Origin of the sequence: Microbulbifer sediminum, from assembly GCF_021729035.1 — a bacterium.
GTDB lineage: Bacteria > Pseudomonadota > Gammaproteobacteria > Pseudomonadales > Cellvibrionaceae > Microbulbifer > Microbulbifer sediminum.
Window position 1 is genome coordinate 478,394 of record NZ_JAJSAP010000001.1, and the last position, 16,801, is coordinate 495,194.

Consider the following 16,801-nt stretch of genomic DNA (forward strand, 5'->3'; position numbering starts at 1 on the left):
AATCAAGCAGTTAAAGCCGATTGCAGCCTATTGCAGCGCCATTTTGGATAAAAATTGCGCTAGCGGGCCGCCAGGTAGCTTTGGTAATCCGGAACCTCCCGCTCGAAGCTGCGGTCCATGAGGGCCGACTGTACCATCATATCAGCGCTGCTGGAGTTACAGGCAACCGGGATGTTCCAGACCGCGGCGATCCGCAGCAGAGCCTTGACGTCCGGATCATGGGGCATGGGCTCAAACGGGTCCCAGAAAAACACCAGCAGGTCAATCTCCCCCTGGCAGATCTTCGCGCCCAGCTGCTGGTCCCCGCCCAGCGGGCCGCTGAACAGCCGCTCCACCGCCAGGTCGGTGGCAGCCTCGATTCGCGCACCGGTGGTTCCGGTTGCCAGCAGTTCATGCTGCTCCAGCAGTGCACGGTGCTGGAGACACCAGTCGATCAGCGCCTGCTTGCGGTTGTCGTGGGCAACCAGGGCCACCCGCTTCCGGGCGGGCAGGGGTTGGGCAATAAACTGCATGGTATCTATTTTCTCTCTTCTCTTATTAGGTCGTCAGCGACAGTAAGCACGGGATGGCGATAGCCGAGCCCGGCCAGGATAGATTTACGCAATTTTGGCAGCCCGGCACAAGTCTTCGCTGCCCCCCCCCCCCCGACGAAAGCGATTTGCCCCGTTATAATGCCCTACCACGAACGGCATCAGAATCATGAGGTGATCGGATATGAGCATTGGCGCCTGGGAGCCGGAAAGCACGACGGGAAACAGCGATGGGCAAATCGCCATAGATCCTGCACAGCTGGAAAGATTTATCCGCGCGGTGCAGGGCAACGAGCGCTTGTCGGACAGCCTTGCACGGGAGGACCTGGAAGCGTCGGCCCTGATGCGCCTGCCGGCCAGCCAGTGGCTGGGAGCCTGTGAGTCGCTGGACAACGAACAAATCTGGGACCTGATCCGCTTCTTTACCCTGGCAGAGATGCAACTACCCGGATGGGATGGCGGTGCCGAATCACCGGTTATTCCGCTGGCCAAGTCCCTGCGTCGCCGTAAGGCTGCCCTCAGTCGCGACCAGCTGCTGTGGATTCGCGAGCACTCCGACAATCGCTATCTTCCCTACGGCCCACTCTAGTCGCCCTCCCCCCGGCTCGCCAACAGCCGGGGCCACCGCAGGGCCCGGCTCAGCGAACGCAACTCAAACATCATCAATGCGTGACAGCTGGCTGCGCAGCAGCTGGATAGGGGGCGGCTTGCGGTAGTTATCCGGGACAAAACGCCACAACACGTATCCGTCCCGGTCCAGCAGCCAGTATGAAGGCCTGCAGGCACCAATTCCGGAGCGCCGGCGGCGACCCGCCCGCCTCACACCAAGCAGCCGCACCCAGAGGGGCACCGCCCCGGTATCGGTCCAGATCCGGTTATCGTCGGCGGAAGCATCCAGGGTAACCATGTAGTGGCGGTTTTTGTCGGGCATGTGCGGCTCCGGCCAATATCCCTCCGGCTCCGTTGATACCAGCACAAGCTTCATATTGTATTTTTTCAGCGCCGGGGCCAGGGAAGGCAGGTCGGCCAGGAGCTCACGGCTGCTCGCACAAAAGCTGCCACGCAACACGATCACCAACGCCCCGGAAAGGTGCTGCTGCCGCAGGCATTCAGCCACCAGCCATTCGTGCCCATCGGCAACCGCGAGCGCGGGGAATCGGTCGCCCGGCACAGGCAGGGGCGGATGGTGGAGGGAGGAAAAATGGAAAAGGTAAAGCAATACCAACCCGAGATTGAGAATCGACAAGTAGAGGGCCAGCCCGATGTCGGTATCAGTAAGTAAAACAACTGCCAACCCTGACAAAACTGCCGTCAGCCCCCCCGATTCCCGCTCATCCGCCCTGAATTTCTGCGGTCGCCAGTAGCGCAGTAACAACCATACCGGTAATCCCCAGCTGCTCAATAACATGCCCAGCCAGGCAATTTCCCCACGGGCAATCCACTGGTCAACTGCGAAAAAACCGCAGCCCCAGAGCCAGGTGAAGGCGATGAAAGTAATAAATCCCTTAAATTTAGCCATAAAAGGTCATATTGGCCCAAAAATACTTGCAATCGATTATATAAATACGCTGCAATTAGCGCGATGAAATTCTTTCGTCCACAACAAATTTAATTACAGGGATCTTTTATGGCTGCACGTAACAAAGCTTCTGCTTCAATCAGTGATGTAACCAAGCTGGAAGCAGACCTGGCTTCACTGAAATCCAAACTGGAAAAAGCCCGCGAAAAGCAGGAAAAGGACGCGGCAAAAGTTGCCGACAAGCTGGCCAAGGACGCCGAAAAAGCGGCCAAGAAAGCCGCTACTGCACAGACCAAACTGAAAACTGTCCGCGGCAAAAAGAAGACCGCGGCCCAGCAGCGCCAGCTGGCTACTGCCCGCTCCGCCGCCGCCGCCGCCAAGAAAGCTGCTGACAATGCCAAGACGGCAGCCAAGGAGGCCAAGGCCCAGCTGGCCACCATCAAGGAAGACAACAAGCAGGCAGCCAAAGTGGCCAAAGCCGTAGCCAAGGAAGAGGCCGCCATTACCAAGAAACTGGCCGCTGACGCCAAGAAAAAGGCCGCTGCTGAAGCCAAGAAAGCTGCCGCCGCCGCCAAGAAAAAAGCCGCTGCAGAGAAGAAAAAGGCCGCCGCCGCCGCCAAGAAAAAGGCTGCTGCAGAGAAGAAAAAGGCCGCTGCAGCGAAGAAGAAAGCTGCCACCAAGGCCAAGAAGGCCGCAGCCAAAGCCAAGACCAAGGCTAAAACAGCCGCCAAAAAAAGTCCGGGCCGCCCGAAGAAGGCCGCTACCAAGAAGGCCGCTACCAAGAAGGCCACTACCAAAAAGGCAGCCACCAAGAAGAAGGCCACTACTGCCAAGCGCGGTCCCGGCCGCCCGAAAAAAGCCGCTGCCAAGAAGACCGCCGCCAAACGCGGACCGGGTCGTCCGCCCAAGTCCAAGTAAGGCAGGCCATAGGCTCCCCCGGAAGCGGGTAGGCGCCAGCGGCAGACCGCCCAAATGCAAAACCCCGGCTACAGGCCGGGGTTTTGCGTTTTCATGCGAAGGGTTCCGGGCTCTCTAGCACTCCGTTCCGCAGCGGTTTAGGCGCAACCCACAGACCTGGTGATCGCGCCCCAGCTGCAGGACGCAATCCGCCCTTTGCGGCATCTCTTCCAGCAAGTACCGGGTAACCCGCTCGTAGTGCTGCACAAACCGGTTCACCGCCGCATCACTCATGCCACCACCGGTCGCCGCACGCAGCTTCTCTTCCTGCAATCGTCGCCACTCGAGCACACATTCCATATCAGGCACCTGCAACATCAGCAGCAGGTCGAGGCGGGAAAACAGCTCGCGGTAGGGGCCAGCCAGTTGGGCTCGCACATATTCCCGCCATACACCCTCGGGATCCTCCTGCCGTTCCAGTTCGTTAACCGGATCTTCTCTATCCTCCCAGGGCAGCGCACCGACGCACCACCCCTCGAACAGCAGGATATCCACCGGGGACTGCCGGTGAGGCCAGCTATCCCGGGGAGCCCGGTCATCAATGGCCTTATCGAAACGGGGTACCGGCACCTCTTCACCCGCCACCCCTGTGCCCGCGCGCTGGGTGAGCCGGTCGATAGTCTCAATACCCAGTTGCACATCGTGGGTACCTGGCACGCCACGGGTCACCAGCAGGGGATGCACCCGACGGCCCAGCTGCATGCGTTCGTTACGGGTCAGGTAAATATCGTCGAGGGAAAACCCGGCACTCTTTATACCCAGCGATTGCCAGACCAGCTGGAGGAAGGCCGTCAGGGTCGACTTACCCGATCCCTGCCCGCCACATAACCCAACAACCAGCGGGCTGCCCCGGTGTTGCTGGTGCCGGGCCAGCCATACTGCCAGCGGAAAGTAGTAGTCCCCGATCACTTTCCGGAAAGCCCCGGGCAACCGTTGCGCAGCAATAAACTGCTGGATCTCGCCGTCCAGCGCCGCCGCCAGCGCCTGTGCCTGCACAATTACCTGTGTGGGCCACCGGGTTTCAGTCATCTCCCGCCCCATGTCGATATGTTGCTCCTCCATGACCGGCCACTACTCCTCGCCCCACTGGGCCCCGCGGATCTGCGGCGGGGAAAACGCGGCAATCCCCTCCCGGAGGCGTCCCGGCAGCACCAGCATGATCGGGGTCACCACCAGCGTCAGCAGTGTGGAAAATGTCAGGCCATAAACAATGGCACTCGCCAGCTGTACCCAGAAGGAGGCAATCACCCCGCCCACCACAATATCGCGGCCAAGCATATCCACGCTCACCCCCAGGGCCAGCGGCAGCAACCCAAGGATCGTGGTGGCGGTGGTGAGGAATACCGGGCGCAGGCGTTGCCCCGAGGCCTTGACCGCCGCGGCGGCAGGTGACAGCCCGGGCTCGCTATTCCGGACAAAGTTATACGTATCGATGAGCACGATATTGTTATTCACTACGATGCCGGCCAGGGCGACAATGCCGACACCGGTCATAATGACGCTGAATGTGGTCTGGGTGACCAGCAGGCCCAGTAATACCCCGATGGTCGACATCACCACCGATGACAGGATCAACAGCGACTGGTAAAAGCTGTTGAACTGCGTCACCAGCAGGATAAACATCAGGAACAGTGACAGCAGGAACGCCACCCCGAGAAAGGCCAGGGATTCATTCTGCTCCTCATCGGCACCGCGGAACAATAGTTCGATATCGGCAGGCACCGGGTTCTTCTCCAGCCAGGCGCGTATTTCCTTTACCTTGTCATCGGCCAGCACCCCCTCCTCGGTGTCCGCCTTGACCTGCATCCGGGTAACGCCATTGATCCGCTCGATCTTGTCTACCTTGGGACGCGCCTGTGTTCGCACAAAACTGCCCACCGGTACCGCGCCATCAGGCGTATTGACCTTCAACCGGTCCAGTGCGGCAATACCCCGTGCGTGCTCCGGGTAGCGAATACGGATATCCACCTCCTCGTCACTATCGTCCGGACGGTACTCGGCCACCCGCACACCGGTGGTAACCAGTTGCACCGCGCGGCCGACCTCGGTCAGGTTTGCGCCATAGAGCGCCGCCTTGGCCCGGTCCACCTGTACCTCCCACTGGATACCCGGCAGCGGTGCGGTATTGACGATGTCCCGCAGCCCTTCGAACTGGCTTTCCAGCGCGTGATGCAGGCGCCTGGTTTCCGCCAACAGCTGGTCGTAATCCCGCCCGCGCAATTCGAGCACGATGTCCTTGCCGATTGGAGGCCCTCCCTCGAATACGTTGGCCGTCACCTTGATACCGGGGAAGTTGCCAGTCCGCGCGCGCAGGTCGGCAAAGATATCGCGGCTGCGGCGCTCCCGCTGTTGCGCCGGGTAGAGTTCCACCAGCATGTTGGCGATCTGGTCTGGTGCGCGGTCGCGGTTGCCGGACAGTCCGCCGGAACCTACCGCGGTATATACGATGCGCACCTCTGGGATCCCAAGTACGGCTTTTTCCACTTCCGCTACCAGCGCACGCTGCTCGGCAACCGAGAGATTGCCTTGTGCGCGCACTTCCACGTTGCCGTACTGCTCTTCCGTATCGGTGAAAAACTCCACCCCCGCCCCGAATAAGATATACGCAATAAGAATGCCAGCCAGTATCCCCACGGCACCGAAAAACGCCAGCAGCGGACGACGCAACAGGGCGTCCAGGGTACGTGCGAATGTCCCGGTCACCCCGGAAAGCTCAGCGGGCTGGCCGGTCTCCAGCTGCTTGAGGTAGTGCTGGGTGTCACTGTCCAGGTTGCCCTTGCCAAACAGACTGCCCAACACCGGGGCGAAGAAGAGTGCGTATAGCAGCGAGCCCGCCAGTACCGCAAACACGGTCACCGGCAGGTAACGCATAAAGTCACCCACTACCCCGGGCCAGAACATGATCGGCAGGAAAGCCGCCAGCGTGGTGCCGGTAGAGGCAACCACCGGCCAGAACATCCGCCGCACCGACAGGGTGTAGGCAACCCGTGCCGACATCCCCTCCGCCATTTTGCGATCGGCGTATTCGGTGATCACGATGGAGCCATCGATCAGCATACCGAGTGCCAGCAGCATGCCGAACATCACCATGAAATTGAATGAGTAACCCAGGTACCAGGTGATAATGGAGCCGAACAGCAGGGAAAAAGGAATACCGAGCCCGACCAGGAGTCCGGAGCGAAGCCCCAGTGCCGCCACCACGATAATCATCACCAGCAACATCGCGGTCAGGATATTGCCTTCCATCTCGCTGACCATGTCGCGAGCGAAGCGGGACTGGTCGAAAACGAAATTCACCTCCACCCCACGTGGCAGGCTGTTGAGTTCCCCGTTGACCACCTCCCGGACACGGTCGGCCAGCGCCACCGAGCTGGCATCGTTGCGCTTTTCCACATTGATGGCCAGGCCCGGGCGGCCATTGACGCTCGTGTAACTGGAAGCATCCTTGAAGGTGCGGCGCACATCGGTGACCTCTCCCAGGGTCACCACGCCGTCCGGGGACGACTTCACGGGGATGTCGTAGACATCCCTGGCGGTCTCGATCAGGCCCGGCACCTTGACCGAAAAGCGGCCGCGTTCGGTCACCAGCTCCCCGGCGGGAATGAGCAGGTTGTTCCCCACCACCGCATTGATCAACTGGCCACTGGTAATCTGGTAGTGCTCCAGACGCACCGGGTCGATGATGGCTTCCATCACCTCCTCGCGGTTGCCGCGCAGGTCCGCACTGAGAACCTCGCTGATATTCTCGATGCGTCGCTGCAGGTATTGCGCGCTCTGCAGCAGCACCCGCTCGCCCACGCCCTCCCCTGCCAGCGTCACCACGATGGCGGGAAATGGCTGTGCGGCAGCCTCCTCCACGATCGGCTCATCCGCGTCCCGGGGAAGCTCGGCCTTGGCCCGGTCCACGGCGTTGCGCACTTCGTCCAGGGCTTCGTCAACGGGAACCGCTGTATCGAACTCCACCACCAGGTAGGCCAGGGATTCGCGCGCAGTGGCGATCATCTCCTGCACGCCCTCCAGCGCTCGGATTTCCTGTTCCAGCGGGCGCACCAGCAGGCGCACACCGTCCTCGGGCGAAATGCCCTCGTGACGCACCTGCACGATCACAAATGGCGGGTTTACCTCCGGGTTGGTCTCAATCGTCATCATCTGGCGCGCGACAATCCCCACCAGTACCACCAGCAGCATCAGGCTGATGGTGCTGCGCGCGCGGGAAACTGCGCTGTCGAGGATACTCATGGGCGGTTACCCTCTCCATCAGGGGTCACCGGGTCTGCGACCTGCCGCACGGCTGGCAGGCCGGAGCCCGGCGCCGGGGGCGGCAGGGCGGACTGGCCATCCTCCTGCGTCACCGCCACCACCTGCCCGGCAGTCACGTATTCCTGGCCTACGGTAATCAGGTTGGTTTCTTCCGGAAGCCCGGTGACCCAAACCCCCTCGCTACCGTCGCCCACCAGCTGCACATTGGCAAACTGCACCCGGTTCTCGCGGTCCAGGTGGCGCACCCCCAGCTTGCCGCGATCATCCAGGGCCAGCAGGGAGGAATTGATCAGGTGCGCCCGGACCTCGCCGGTGGGCAGCACCAGCCGACCACTCAGCCCGGCACGCAACCCACCGTCGCCGTTGTCCACCGCAACTTCCACCCGGTATGCCCGGGTAACCGTGTGGGCTTCCTGGCTGACATAGCGCAGGCGCCCCTCAACCGCCCGGCCCTGGTGAAGTTCGGCCGCGGCCGGGGCGCCGGGCGACAGACTGCCCACCTCGCCCTCGGAAACCTCGCCCACGACCAGGATCGGGTCCAGGTCGAGCAAAGTGGCGCACTCCTCACCGCGGCGAATGTAATCCCCCAGTTCCACCGCCCGCTGATTGATCACACCGGCAAATGGCGCACGAATCTCCAGGTTCTCCATTTCCACCCGGGCGCGCTCGAACTCGGCGCGGGCATTGGCCAGGGCCATCTCCTGCTGGGCCAGGTCGGCTTCGGACTGGAGCCCTTTCTCGCGCAGTCGACGGGTCGCGGCAAAGTCCAGTTCGGCCTTGCGCAGGGCGGCCCGGGCACGCTCCAGCCGCTGCGGTCGGTCCTCGGCCTCCAGTCGGCAGATCACATCCCCCTTCTCCACTGACCGCCCCTCGGGGACCGGCAGGCCCGTTATCACGCCATCGAGTTCCGCCCGCAACCGCACACTGCGGTTCGCCTCAGTGCGGGCATTGACGGTCACGCGGGTGGTAAAGGGCCGGGCCTCCAGGCGACGCGCGCGCACACTGACCGGGGCCGCCTTCCCTCCGGCTGCGCCATCTGTCGCGGGCGACTCCCCCTGTTCACCGGAACCAAGCAGGCCACTCGCCAGCCACAACAGCGCCACCACGGCAACGACCAGCGCTGTCCGGTAGTTTTTATGGCGCCAGATCTCAATCAGGGAGTTCATTGCGTAAGCCATCCTCAAAGAAAGTCGATCAGAAAACCTGACAGGAAACCGCCCCTGGCGGGAGCTGGATTATAGTGGCCGCCCGCCTGTTCGCGTCTGCCGGATTACGAAAACCACAAGCACGGCGCTACGGCCTCCCAGAATACACCGGGAGGACGGGCCCGAAATAGCGACAGCCGTACCGCAATGGCGATTCAGCCAGCGGCGGCGTGCCACCTGCACGCAGTTTTCAATGAAGGGATTGGCGGGACACGCTGGCGGGATTCCCGCCCATAGATACCCCGCAGGGAGGGATTCAGATCAGGAGAGCATGGACTCGAGGAAGTCGGACATACCGGACTCCTCATCCATCAGCTGGCCACTGCCGAATTCAGCATTCCAGTCCAGCAGGATCCGCGCCAGGGCTCGGGCCTGGTTGGCGAGTGCCATTAACTCATCGCGGCTGTTTTTAGGGCCGGTATAAAGCTTGAGCCGACGATGGCTGTCGGCCAGCTGGTGATCCGGGTACTTGGAGCGGTATACCTCCAGCTTCCAGCGCAGGGAATGCACCATGTTCCGGTAAAAGATCAACTTGGTGGACAGGTGCAGCAGGGAAAAATCATCCAGGTCGCCAAAGAGGGTGCAGTCTACGCCCAGAACCTGGGTATCCCTACTCGCCGGGGCGGCACTCACGTTGGCGGTGCGGGGCTCCGCCAGCAGCATAGACAGGTCCCCGAATACCTCGCCGGGACGGATCACCGCCAGGGGCCGGCCGGAGTGCACGGTCTCGTCATCTTCCGCATCAATGTGAACGTCAAGCTCCCCCCGCAACAGGAAATATACCCACTGGTCCACATCCCCCTCCGCCAACAGCAATTCACCCGGGGCCAGGCCCACCAGCCGCGAACGCTGCAGCACCACGTCATACTGCCAGTCACTGGCCGCACGAATGTCACGAAACAAATGAATGACGTTCAGGAGGCGGTCTACTGCCTCCCGTGGGTAGTCACTGAGTGGTTTTATTTCCATCGGGTTCTTTACAAAGAAATCTTTCAGAGAGCGTTATCGCTGCATGTGTATTGGGCGCGCGGAAGCGCACTGTCGAAAATCCCACCAGAGAGAACACGCATTCCATGCCCCTCTTTCCTACCGGACCACAACCGGACTGAACCCGATTGTACTGTCCCTATGATCACTGTCTCCCCGCTGCAAGTGCAATTTCGGAAAAACGAGACATTCTACCCGTTTTAGACTTGAACTCCATTGCAGTTGAAGTAGAGTTAGGTACAGCCTGGACCAATTAAAGGGTTTGTACTACCAAGGCGTTCTCAGAATGATCGGAGTAGGACAATAGTTTACCGGGCAACGCACTTCGGGGGAGGAGAGCGTAAAGTAACCTATCCTACGGATTAATCCCATCCGGAAAGACAGACACCAAAATAAAATGAAATCTTTAAAATTCATCACCGCTGTAATGGTGTTTGCCGCGGCAGTGTCCGCCAGCGCTGCACCGTTATTGAACGGCCTCGCACTTGAGCAACAATTCAACAAGGATCGATACATTGCCGCTGTCTATTCCGACACACTTGCCGACAGCGCCAACGTGCTTCTCGATGAGAACACCACCCGCCGGCTGGAAATCCGGGTAGTCGCCGACAGCGTTTCCGCACGCCGCCTGCGCAACCAGTGGATGGAGGCTATCGCCATTAACAATGCCGGCAGCGCCCTGACAGCCCAGGCCGACAACATGGTGACCTTCGCCAACCTGTTCTCCGGCCGGTTCAAGAAAGGTGATCAGCTGCGGGTTGATTTCGACGGCGCGTCCGGCGTCAGCACGGTGTCCCTGAATGGCATCCGGCTGGGCAAGATCGCGGACCGCAAGTTCTTTACCACCCTGCTCCGCTCATGGGTCGGCCCGGTGCCGCCCTCCACGGAATTCCGCGAGGGCCTGCTGGCCTCCGGCGATGTGGACACCGGCCTGCTGGCACGCTTTGAGCAGCTGGAACCCACCGATGCCAGGATCCTGGAACTCACTGAAGCTCGTGAGGAAGACGACGCGGAGGAGGAACAGGCAGAATCGGAGACTGAGGCCGTCGCTGAAAAACCGAAACCCTCCAAGCCCAAGGTAGCGGCCGCCATACCGCCACCCACGCTCGCCAAGATAGAGAGCAAACCGCAAGCGCCACAAGCACAACAGCCGGCGCCCGCCAGCAAGCCCCAGCCACGTCCGCAGCCCAAACCCGCCCGGACAGCACCCGAGCAGGCCGAGGAGGAGGACGACCAGCCCCTGACTGCAGATGTGCTGCTGGCTCGCCAGATTTACCACTCCATGCTGCTGCGCCACACCTACGACTTCCTCGAGTATCCGCAGCGGGCACTGGAGCGCAACCAGGAAGGCAGCATCCGTATCCGGGTCACTATCGATCCATCTGGCCGCGTGCGTGACATCCAGACAGTCCAGGCGTCCCGCTTCAACGACCTGAACAAGGCCGCCCTGTCTGCGATCAAGGCCGCGTCGCCCTACCCGAAGGTACCGCCGGCACTGGCGAAGAACGACTACGAGTTCTCCGTGCCGATCACTTTCCGCCTGCCGGACTGATCCGCCAACGGCGCAGCCCGAAAGACCCTATAGCCCCGCCCCGTGCGGGGCTTTTCGATTCATGCCGCATTGCCGGCAAACGCCCTCCCTCTGTACACCGTTCCAGGGTTACCACTGGCCGCAGGCCGGTTGCCCGCGAATGGCGCCAACGCTTACTATCCCATGGGAAAAAACAGACCGCGAAAGGCCGTAGTATGAAAAAACTGATTCTCTCCCTCGCCATTGCCGGCGCCGTGGCCGGCTGTTCGAAGCCAGAGGACACCACTGCCGGGCAGCAGAATGCCACTGACGGGGCACAGGCTGTCGCCGGGCAGGCGAGCGCCCCGCAAGCCGAGCTCGGCTCCGGTATTGACCTGGACGCCATGAATACCCGGGTCCGCCCGCAGGATGATTTCTTTGCCTATGTTAACGGCGGCTGGATGGAGAAGACCGAAATCCCCGCCGACAAGTCCCGCTGGGGTACCTTCGACCAGCTGGCGGAACTGAGCACCGAGCGGGTCAAGGCACTGATCGAGGAGGCCGGCAAGCATGCCGAGACGCCCGAAGCCAAAAAGATCGGGGCCCTGTTTAACAGCTTCATGAATGAGGAGCGGGTTGAAGAGCTGGGTATGCAGGCCATTGCCGGCGAGCTGGCCAGGATCGATGCCATTGAAGACCGGGACCAGCTGACCCGCTACTTTGCCTACGCCGACAGCATCGGCTACGACGCCCCATTCGGGGTGTTTATTAACCAGGACGTGAAGGATGTCGAATCCTACACCGCATACTTCTGGCAGTCCGGACTGGGTATGCCTGACCGCGACTCCTACTTTGACGACAGCGAAAAGGGCCAGAAACTACAGCAGGCCTACCGGGATTACCTGGTCAAGGTGCAGCAGATTGCCGGCCTGGAGAACGCCGAGGCCCAGGCAGAGGCTATCTACCAGCTGGAAGAGAGCCTTGCCAAGCACCAGTGGACCCGTGTAGAAAACCGCGACCCGGACAAAACCTACAACAAGAAAACCCTCGCAGAGCTGGCCGAACTGATGCCCGCCATCAACTGGGAGGCCTACTTGCCCGAAGCCCGTCTGGATGCCCTCGACAGCGTGATCGTTGGCCAGCCCGACTACTTCGAGGCCGCCAACCAGGTTATCGCCGACACCGACCTGGCGACCTGGAAGCGCTACCTGAAGATCAAGCTGCTGACCGCCATGGCCCCATACATGCACGGCGAACTGGCGCAGGCCCGGTTCGATTTCTATGGCACCGCCGTACGCGGCGTGACGGAAATGGAGCCGCGCTGGAAGCGCGGGGTGCAGTTCGTGAATGGCTCCGCTGGCGAGCTGGTGGGTAAGCGCTATGTGGAAAAGCATTTCCCCCCGGAAGCGAAGGCGCGCATGCTGGAGCTGGTGGACAACCTCAAGGCGGCCTATCGCGACTCCATCGAATCACTGGACTGGATGAGCGAGGAGACCAAGAAGCAGGCCCTGGACAAGCTGGCCAACTTCACCACCAAGATCGGTTACCCGGACGAGTGGCGTGACTACAGTGCGCTCGAGGTCAGCGCTGATAACCTGGTAGGGAACGTGATCGCGGCCCGCGCTTTCGAAAACGCCTACGAGCGCGGCAAGCTGGGCCAGCCCATTGACCGCGGTGAATGGCATATGAACCCGCAGCGGGTCAATGCCTACTACAACCCGCCGATGAACGAGATTGTGTTCCCGGCCGCGATCCTGCAGCCGCCATTCTTCAATATGGAGGCAGAGGACGCCGTTAACTATGGCGGCATCGGTGCGGTCATCGGCCACGAAATCGGCCATGGTTTCGACGACAAGGGCAGCAAATACGATGGGCAGGGCTACCTGAATAACTGGTGGACCGACAGCGATCGCGCCAACTTTGAGCAGCTTACCGGCAAACTGGTCGACCAGTACAACGCCTTCGAGCCGCTGGAGGGCGACCACATCAACGGTGAACTGACCCTCGGCGAGAATATCGGTGACCTGTCGGGCCTGGGTATTGCCCACAAGGCTTACCAGATGTCACTGGAGGGCGAAGAGGCACCGGTGATCGATGGCTTTACCGGTGACCAGCGCCTGTTTATGGGCTGGGCCCAGGTGTGGCGCGGGAAGACCCGGGATGAGGCGCTGCGTAACCGCCTGAAGACCGACCCGCACTCTCCGAAGAAATACCGGGTGCTGGGTGTGCTGCCGAATATTTCCGGGTTCTATGCCGCCTTTGACGTAAAAGAAGACGACAAGATGTACCTGCCGGAAGAGGACCGCGTCACCATCTGGTAAGTGCCGGCGAAACACCACTCCAAAGCCCCGCACTGCGGGGCTTTTTTATTTTCCCCCGGGCGAGATACCCCACCCTATTGTCCTTCCTGCAACCGACAGCGCGTGATTCCTCTCTCCGGGTGCAGGGTGAAATTCGCGTGCTAATGTAAATGTTCAGTGGCGGCAGTCCATTGCCTCACCGGTGAAAGCGACAAATCATCCGCCGGTGTCCGCACAATCCAGGCAATCGTAAACCGGGCTGCGCGCACCCGGCCGGAAACCAATAAGCCTGACGTTCCCCGGATGGAGCCCGAGATGAAACTTTTCCAGACCCTGCTCGCCGCAATATTCCTGCTCCCATCTCTGTCTGCCGCCGGGCCGGCGGGAGAGCCGGAAGTGCTGGATAGGCCACAGGAGTGGCATCATATCGGCTGGGGCGATTTCATGCTCCGGATCGGCGGCTCCTACATTCATCCCGATGACCGCTCCAGCCAACTCAAGTTCGCCGTATTGCAGTCATTCGACCTCTACCGCACCCGGTGGGAATTCGACAGCGAAACCACCTGGCATATTTCCGGCGCATGGCGCCCCATGGAACACTGGGGCATCGAGCTGATGTATATCGACGGGGCCGAATACGATGTAAACCTCAGTAACTTCTACGTCTATCCCGGCAGGAACACCATTGACCTGGGCAAGTTCGAGGCGACCTCATCCAACGCCTTTGTCAACTGGTACCCGCTGGACGCTTCCTGCCAGGCCCGCCCTTACTTTGGCCTGGGCATCAACTATACCGACTATCACGATGACCGGCTTGATGGGGACTTTGCGGCTTACCTTGTCGATGCAGGGCTCGCCACGGGTCCCGCAGACCTCACCCTGGGGCATTCCTGGGGCCCCGCGGGCCAGATCGGCGTGGATTACACACCGGTCAGAGACATGCCGCTGCTTCTTAACTTTGCGTTGGTCTATTTCAAGTCGGATACCAACGCCAATATTCGCTACCGCACCCGACGCGGCAATGACCGCCTCTATTCAGACTTCGACTACGACCCCTGGGTAGTCAATTTCGCAATCGGTTACAAGTTTTAGCAATCACCGGGACCGGCGCGCAAGCCGGTGGCCACAGACTCCGGATAACGACAGGTATATCGGTGATCGAGCACATTGAGCCGGCACAAGGCAAACGTAAAGACAAAAAAATCACCCGTGCCCGGGGCTTCCTGGGCTACCCGCTGCTGGCCCTGGGCCTGCTCACCGCAGCATCGGGCAGCTGGGCGACCTGCAGCCCGGACAATATCGGTACCGCAGGTAATGACCTGATCACCTGTGATGAAGACAACGATGCGGACGGAGCTGATGTGTCCTCACTCCAGGGTGACGACACCCTGGAGCTACTCGGCGGCACAATCAATGTCGTGGATGCCGGCGAGGGGGACGATCAGGTCAATATCCTGGGGGCAGATATCGAAGGCGGTGTCTTCACCGGTGACGGTCGCGATACCGTCATCCTCAACAGCCGCGAATCCGTGGTAGGGGACTTCTTCAACGGAAGCGGCATCGACACAGGAGCGGGCGATGACACCGTCGAGATCCTGGACGGTCTCGCGCTGCAAGTGAATACCGGCACAGGTGACGACTATATCCTGCTCGATGGTGGCCTGGTATACGAATTTATCGACGCCGGTGCCGGCGATGATTTTTTTTACTGGGATGAAGGTGTCATTTTCGAGTTTCGCGGCGGCACCGGTTCCGATACGGTAGAAATAGATGCCTATGCCTACGAGGGCGATGCGGTGCTGGATGGTGGTGACGATCACAGTCCCGACGATGGCGATATCGACTTTCTGTTGTTCAAGCTCGATCACACGATCGATGGCAGCCTGTTGCGGAACTGGGAACGCATTGGTGTACAGGGCAGCTCAAAAATAATTTTTGTCGGTGGCCTGGAGGTGGGGGGCGGCTTTGTGGATGGCAACCATCTCGGGCTCGATGTGTTCTGGGGCGGGCTGGTGGAGTTCGACCCCGCCGAATTCACCCTGATTGGCAATATCGCCAATGCCGGCACCGTGAACCTGCAAAATAACCGTTTCGATACCGTCTCGGTGGTGCGCAACAGCGGCGGACACTACGGGAGCTTTATCGGTCGCAATGGCCGCTTGTGGCTGGACGCACAGCTGAATACCGACTCTTCCCCGGCTGACGTGCTGCGAATAGAGAATGCCCTGACTGGACGCACTACGCTGCGAATAAAAAACCTCGGGGGGCTCGGCGCGTTAACGACTGGTGACGGCATCCGCATCGTCGAGATCGGCGGCGACTCCCCCGGGGATGCACTGGTCCTTGATGGCGACTACGTGAGTCTGGACGGCTACCCGGCGGTGATAGCCGGCGCCTACGGTTATACCCTGCACCACAATGCATTATCAGATCCCCAGGACGGCAACTGGTACCTGCGGTCATCGCTGGAGTTTCCGCGTGGGAACTCGATTGAACAAAGATCGCGCTGGCAGCCAGGCGCAGTGGTCTACGAATCCTATGCCCAGGTTCTGCGTTCGCTGAACCAGGCACCTACCCTGCGCCAGCGGCTGGGCAACCGCTTCTGGATGGGCAGCAGTTACTGGGATATCGGCTCCTTTGACTACGTCGACTCCCGCGAGCGTACCATCGACGGCGGTGGCCCATGGATTCGCGCGGAGACCCGCTATATCGAAGAGGCCCCAGACCTCACCACCACATCCAGCCAGTGGGAGCAGGATCGCTGGCTGGTCCAGCTGGGATTGGATGTTCCCCTCCACTACGACATCTACGGCCGCGCCCCCATCGCCGGGATTGCCCTGCATTACGGCGAGGCCGACACCGACATCACGTCTTTCTTTGGCCATGGGACTATTGATACCGAGCAGTTCGGTGTTACGGGTACCTTTACCTGGTATGGCACCGACGGCACCTACGCCGACTCGCAGGTTTACCTCAACTGGTTCCAGTCCGACCTGCGTGCCGGGGGGTTGCGACGGCTGCCCGAAGACCGTGATGCATTCGGCTACGGGTTCTCGGTGGAGGCCGGGCGAAGTTTCAAGCTTTGCAACCACTATTCCGTCACTCCCCAGCTGCAGCTGAATTACAGCAACGAGGATGCCGACGACTTTCGCGATGTCTACGATGTGCATGTCACCGATGTGGACAACGGTGGTTTGAGTCTCCGTCTCGGGGCAGCCTTTGAAGAGCGGGTATCAAGACGCAAGGCTGGGACCAACATGTTTGGTAACCGGGAGCTGGAGAGATACAGCCTCTATTTCACCCCCAGCATTATCTACAACGCTGGCGATGAGAGCGGGGTGACTGTCTCGGAAACCTTGCTGGAGCAGGAACCGGATGACTGGTTTGGGACTGTCGCCTTGGGCGCCTCATACGAGGAGTGCGGTGATCACTGTTCCGTCTACGGCGAGCTCAACCTGTCCAGCAGCCTGGAACAATTCGGCGACAGTGTCAGTGCAGCGGTGATCTTCGGCCTGCGCCTGAAGTGGTAGCCC

12 protein-coding genes are annotated in these 16,801 nt (G+C 60.7%); 6 read left to right on the forward strand and 6 right to left on the reverse strand.

Translation table 11 applies throughout. The features are described from left to right. Positions 1-59 precede the first annotated feature (59 nt). The gene (locus tag LVD11_RS01940) at positions 60-512 is read right to left on the reverse strand and encodes a methylglyoxal synthase (RefSeq protein ID WP_237055397.1); all 453 of its coding nucleotides are present in this window, start codon (positions 510-512) and stop codon (positions 60-62) included. 202 nt (positions 513-714) lie between these two features. Between LVD11_RS01940 and LVD11_RS01945 the strand changes: the two genes are divergently transcribed. Next, positions 715-1,119 (forward strand): hypothetical protein, encoded by a 405-nt coding sequence (locus LVD11_RS01945; RefSeq protein ID WP_237055399.1) that lies wholly within the window; start codon positions 715-717, stop codon positions 1,117-1,119. 63 nt (positions 1,120-1,182) lie between these two features. Here LVD11_RS01945 and LVD11_RS01950 read toward each other — a convergent pair whose 3' ends face one another. Next, positions 1,183-2,049, reverse strand: a complete 867-nt coding sequence (locus LVD11_RS01950) for a hypothetical protein (protein WP_237055401.1) — start codon at positions 2,047-2,049, stop codon at positions 1,183-1,185. 108 nt (positions 2,050-2,157) lie between these two features. Between LVD11_RS01950 and LVD11_RS01955 the strand changes: the two genes are divergently transcribed. Continuing rightward, positions 2,158-2,967 (forward strand): hypothetical protein, encoded by an 810-nt coding sequence (locus LVD11_RS01955; protein ID WP_237055403.1) that lies wholly within the window; start codon positions 2,158-2,160, stop codon positions 2,965-2,967. A 114-nt stretch (positions 2,968-3,081) separates the two neighbouring features. On the opposite strand, the gene LVD11_RS01960 is transcribed toward LVD11_RS01955, so the two are convergent. The 4 genes from LVD11_RS01960 to LVD11_RS01975 form a co-directional block, all read right to left on the reverse strand. Continuing rightward, the gene (locus LVD11_RS01960) at positions 3,082-4,068 is read right to left on the reverse strand and encodes a phosphoribulokinase (protein ID WP_237055405.1); all 987 of its coding nucleotides are present in this window, start codon (positions 4,066-4,068) and stop codon (positions 3,082-3,084) included. A gap of 9 nt (positions 4,069-4,077) precedes the next feature. Next, positions 4,078-7,245, reverse strand: a complete 3,168-nt coding sequence (locus tag LVD11_RS01965; protein WP_237055407.1) for an efflux RND transporter permease subunit — start codon at positions 7,243-7,245, stop codon at positions 4,078-4,080. Next, positions 7,242-8,432, reverse strand: a complete 1,191-nt coding sequence (locus tag LVD11_RS01970; RefSeq protein ID WP_237055409.1) for an efflux RND transporter periplasmic adaptor subunit — start codon at positions 8,430-8,432, stop codon at positions 7,242-7,244. The genes LVD11_RS01965 and LVD11_RS01970 overlap by 4 nt, the downstream gene beginning before the upstream one ends. A 300-nt stretch (positions 8,433-8,732) precedes the next feature. Beyond that, positions 8,733-9,440, reverse strand: a complete 708-nt coding sequence (locus LVD11_RS01975) for a cyclic nucleotide-binding domain-containing protein (RefSeq protein ID WP_237055411.1) — start codon at positions 9,438-9,440, stop codon at positions 8,733-8,735. A gap of 415 nt (positions 9,441-9,855) precedes the next feature. On the opposite strand from LVD11_RS01975, the gene LVD11_RS01980 reads away from it, so the two are divergent. The 4 genes from LVD11_RS01980 to LVD11_RS01995 all read left to right on the forward strand — a co-directional run bounded on the left by LVD11_RS01980 (position 9,856) and on the right by LVD11_RS01995 (position 16,798). Next, complete coding sequence (locus LVD11_RS01980; protein ID WP_237055413.1) at positions 9,856-11,010, forward strand: TonB family protein; 1,155 nt, start codon at positions 9,856-9,858, stop codon at positions 11,008-11,010. Between the two features lie 194 nt (positions 11,011-11,204). Then, entirely contained in the window at positions 11,205-13,289 is a 2,085-nt protein-coding gene (locus LVD11_RS01985) for a M13 family metallopeptidase (protein WP_237055414.1), read from the forward strand. A gap of 294 nt (positions 13,290-13,583) precedes the next feature. Further along, positions 13,584-14,360, forward strand: a complete 777-nt coding sequence (locus LVD11_RS01990; RefSeq protein ID WP_237055417.1) for an OmpW/AlkL family protein — start codon at positions 13,584-13,586, stop codon at positions 14,358-14,360. A 62-nt stretch (positions 14,361-14,422) separates the two neighbouring features. Beyond that, entirely contained in the window at positions 14,423-16,798 is a 2,376-nt protein-coding gene (locus tag LVD11_RS01995) for an autotransporter family protein (RefSeq protein ID WP_237055419.1), read from the forward strand. The last annotated feature ends 3 nt before the right edge of the window (positions 16,799-16,801 follow it).